The following is a 3,800-nucleotide window of genomic DNA, read 5'->3' as shown; positions in this document are numbered from 1 at the left end:
GACGGCGTGAAACGCCACCATCGGATCATCGGCGCTGGCCTGGACCGAAAGGTCTCCGCCGGTCAGCGCCGCTTCGAGCTGGTCGCCGTTGAACTTCGGCATGTCGACCAGCGCCGCCGGCCGCTTGGCCGCAAGCCCGTATCGATCCGCTCCGTCCTTGCTGAAGAGGCCTGGCCCGAAGCCGAACGTAATGGTGAGCCGGGATGGCGAGAGGCCGAGCGCCGAGCCGCCGTCCGGCCCCTCGACCGACAAGTCCTTACCGAGGTCGCGCGCCGTGTCCCCGGAGCACATCCGCGCCGCGCCTGCGGCCCAGAGCTGCAGCATCCCGGTCAGATCGTCGCGGGTCTTGGCGAGACAATCGAACGCGGCGAAATAGCTATGCCTCTGCTGGCGCGTGGCGATCCCGCCCTGATGCGGGCCGAAGAATGGCTCGCGGAGTTGCGCCGGGTCCGCGGAGGCCAGCGTCGCCGCGCGCGCAACGGCGCCCGCCCCGACGCTCGTAAGCGCGCCTCCCGCGCCGATGAGAAGGCCTCGACGCGATGGTCCTGTTCGCGGTCCCGAGAAAGGGCAGCTCATTTTGCCAGGACCAGCGTATTGTTCTCGTCCTCGACGAAATAGAAGCCGTCGCCCGCCGGCGTCAGCGCGATGCCGAACAGGTCGCCGCTGCCGGGCGGCTTCTGCGCCTTGTTCGGATCGATCCACCGCGCCTTGATCTGGTCGCCGCTCGCCGGGTCGACCTCGACCACCTGGCCGTTCTGGGCGTTGGTCACGAGGAGATGCCCGTTCGGCGCCCACGTCATGGCGAGCGGACGCTGCAACAGCCCGTCCTTGGTGACGGTCCGTCCGACGCCCGCGCTGTGATCGCGGGTCAAAGCGTCCCAGATTGCGTTGATGCGGTTTCCGGTGGCGTCCGAGACGTAAAGCGTCCCATCGGATCCCACCGCGAGCCCCGTCGGTCCGATGACGAAAACATCCTTGTTCGGCTGCGCGCCGAAGCCGCTGCCGACCACGGTCTGGCTCACGACCTGCGGCGGCTCGCCGCCCTTGATCGAGAGCTTGAGACGCACGACCGTCTGTTGATTGACGACGCGCGGGTCGCCGTCCGGAGATCCGACGCCGAAACCGGTGTTGCTGACGAAGATCGTAGCGCTGTCGCCTTCGTCGAGCGTCGCCATATTGCCCCAAGGCATGTTGATCGCCTCGTTGGCGATGACATTCGCGACCTTGCCGTTGGCGTCGAGGACGATCAGACAGCCCGGCCCCTTGGTTCCGGTCGTGCCGTCCGAACTCGGGGCGCTGCCGACGATCACCCACCCGGACTTGAGCATCGTCATCGCCGTCGTCAGTCCGACCCCGCCAGGGCATCCCGCGAGGTTGCGCGGGAGCGAGGCGAAGGTCGTCAGCTTCTTCGTCGCCGGGTCGAAGGCGACGATCGTCGTGCCGAGTCCCTGCAGGTTGCCGTCATTGTTGAAGTTGGTGACGAGGACGTCGTCCTTCTGGACGGCGCCGGCGGACACGGGGGCGACGACGATCGCATAAGGGTTCTGGTCGCCATTGTCTGGGACGGTCGTCGTCAGGGTCGTCTGGCGATGGATGCTGTCCAGAAAGCTTCCCGGCTGCGCGGCGACGGCCGCGGTGCAAGGGACTGCAGCGGTGAGGGCGCTTGCACAGACGGCGCTCCGCAGAAGCTTGCTGATGCTGGGGTTTCGGATCGTCATGGCAGGTTCTCCTCGATTCCGAGCGCCGCGACGCTCATCGGGTTTGCGGAAAGTCTTGCGGCCGAGCGCGGGTCGGCGCTCCCGAATCCAGCGTCGGACGCAGCGTGCGGATAGGCTATCGCCGCGCCCTCGACGGTCAGGCAAACTTGATCCCCACGTTTCGGCGCACGCTGGCCCGGGACGCGGCTCACGATCTCCGGCCCCGCGGCCAGGGCGAGACGCACGCTCGCGTCATGTCCAAAATAGGTGACGCCGACGACCAGCGCGCGCGGAGTCTCTGCACTTGGCGTCGTGACGAAGCGGATCTGCTCGGGCCTCACCATCACATCGGCGGGACCGTCCGGGGCGGGGCGCGCGAGCGGCCGGCGTCCAAGCGCGCACATTGCTGCTCCTCCCTTGACGGTTCCGGGCAGGATCACGGCTTCGCCGACGAACCGAGCCATCGCGACGTCGAGGGGTTGGCGATAGAGCGTTTCCGGTGTGGCGATCTGGGCGACGACCCCGCCGCGCAACACCGCGACTTCGGAGCCCATCGCCAGCGCTTCCGACTGGTCATGGGTCACGAGCAAGGCGGTGGCGCCGGATGTCGCCAATGCGGTCGCCACGGCCTGGCGCGTCTCGACCCGCAAGGCCGCGTCGAGCGACGAGAACGGCTCGTCGAGCAGCACGAGCTTCGGAGCTGGGGCCAGGGCGCGCGCCAGCGCCACGCGCTGCTGCTCGCCTCCGGAAAGCTGGTGCGGAGCGCGGTCGGCGTAGGCGGCGGGAAGGCCGACGCGCGCGAGCAGCCCTTCGACCCCCCGGCGATCGCGCCGCTCCGACCGAGGCAGGCCGAACGCCACGTTGTCGAACACGGAGAGATGGGGAAAGAGCGAGCCCTCCTGCGCCACATAACCGACCCGGCGTCTTTCGGGCGGCGCATCGACGCCGGCGCCGCTCACGATTTGCCCGTCGATCTCCACCAGACCGGAGTCGGCGCGTTCGAAGCCGCAGATGAGCCTCAGGAGGGTCGTCTTTCCGCTGCCGGAAGAGCCCAGAACGGCGACCAACGAGCCCGCCAAAACGTCGAGATCGACGCCCTTTAGGACGGGCTTGCCGCCAAAGGTCTTTGTCAGTTGCGAGACGGACAGGCGCGCCATCGTCAGCTCCAGCCGTCGAAAGCCGCCTTGCCGAGGCGGTTGGCAAAGAGCCACGTGAAGCCGAACGACAGGCAGAGGATGAGCGCCGCGAACGGGGCGGCCGCTGCAAAGGCAAGTGACGAGGTGTTCGCCCAGACCTCCGTCGCGAGCGTGCGCGTGCCCGCCGGTGAAAGCAGGAGGGTCGCGGTCAACTCCGTCGACACGAAGATGAAGACCATCGCCGCGCCGGCGCCGATCCCGCTCGCGGCCAACGGCAAGACGATGCGGGCGGCGACCGAGACACTATTTCCGCCGAGCGATCGCGCGACCTCCTCGAACCGTTGCGGGATCTGCGAGAGCGCCGCGCGGATGCTTACGAGGGCCAGTGGCAGGAACAGGATTGCATAGGCGAGCGCCAGAAGCGGGACGCTCTGATAGAGCGGCGGAACGAACTGGACCGTCAGGGCGATCAGCGCGAGCGCGACGACAATCCCGGGCGCGCCCAGGGCGAGATACGCCGCGCGCTCGATCAGCGCCGTCCAGCGGCTGGGATATCTGACGGCCAGGTACCCGATCGGGGCGGCGATCAAGAGAGCAGCGGCGGCGCCTGCGAGGCCGAAGCCAAGGGAGTTCAAAGTCGCGTCGATGAGCGCAGTCAGCGACGGGACGACCGGCGAGGTGGCGGCGTGCGCATGCTGGCAGAGCCATTAAACGACCATGCCGACCGGAACGCCGAGCGTTGCGAGGACCAGAGCCGAAAGCAGGCAGAGAACGGGCCCGACGCATCCGGCCGAGGCGCATCGGGACGCCGGCGCGTTTCGTGCCTGCGCCGACACGCGCGTAGCGGGCGCGACCGTGCACTCGAAGCTCCGCGACGAGCAGCGCGAGGCAGAGCCCAACGAGCACGAGCGCCAGCAGCGACGTTTCCGGCCCGTCGAGTCCAATTCTGTACTGGGCGTAGAGCTCG

4 protein-coding genes are annotated in these 3,800 nt (G+C 68.3%); all 4 read right to left on the bottom strand.

Features of this window, described 5'->3' with window-relative positions:
• On the bottom strand, window positions 1-576 hold a 576-nt coding region (locus tag ACLP25_RS03875), incomplete at its 3' end, for a Dyp-type peroxidase (protein ID WP_442467913.1).
• A complete protein-coding gene (locus ACLP25_RS03870; protein WP_442467912.1) occupies window positions 573-1,718 on the bottom strand; it encodes a hypothetical protein in 1,146 nt (381 codons plus the stop codon). The genes ACLP25_RS03870 and ACLP25_RS03875, both read right to left, overlap by 4 nt.
• The gene (locus ACLP25_RS03865; protein WP_442467911.1) at window positions 1,715-2,854 is read right to left on the bottom strand and encodes an ABC transporter ATP-binding protein; all 1,140 of its coding nucleotides are present in this window, start codon (window positions 2,852-2,854) and stop codon (window positions 1,715-1,717) included. The genes ACLP25_RS03870 and ACLP25_RS03865 overlap by 4 nt, the downstream gene beginning before the upstream one ends.
• A gap of 2 nt (window positions 2,855-2,856) precedes the next feature.
• Window positions 2,857-3,468 (bottom strand): ABC transporter permease, encoded by a 612-nt coding sequence (locus ACLP25_RS03860; RefSeq protein ID WP_442467910.1) that lies wholly within the window; start codon window positions 3,466-3,468, stop codon window positions 2,857-2,859.
• Window positions 3,469-3,800: the final 332 nt, after the last annotated feature.

Origin of the sequence: Roseiarcus sp., from assembly GCF_052145395.1 — a bacterium.
Taxonomy (GTDB): domain Bacteria; phylum Pseudomonadota; class Alphaproteobacteria; order Rhizobiales; family Beijerinckiaceae; genus Roseiarcus.
This window is presented reverse-complemented; position numbering and strand designations above follow the sequence as displayed.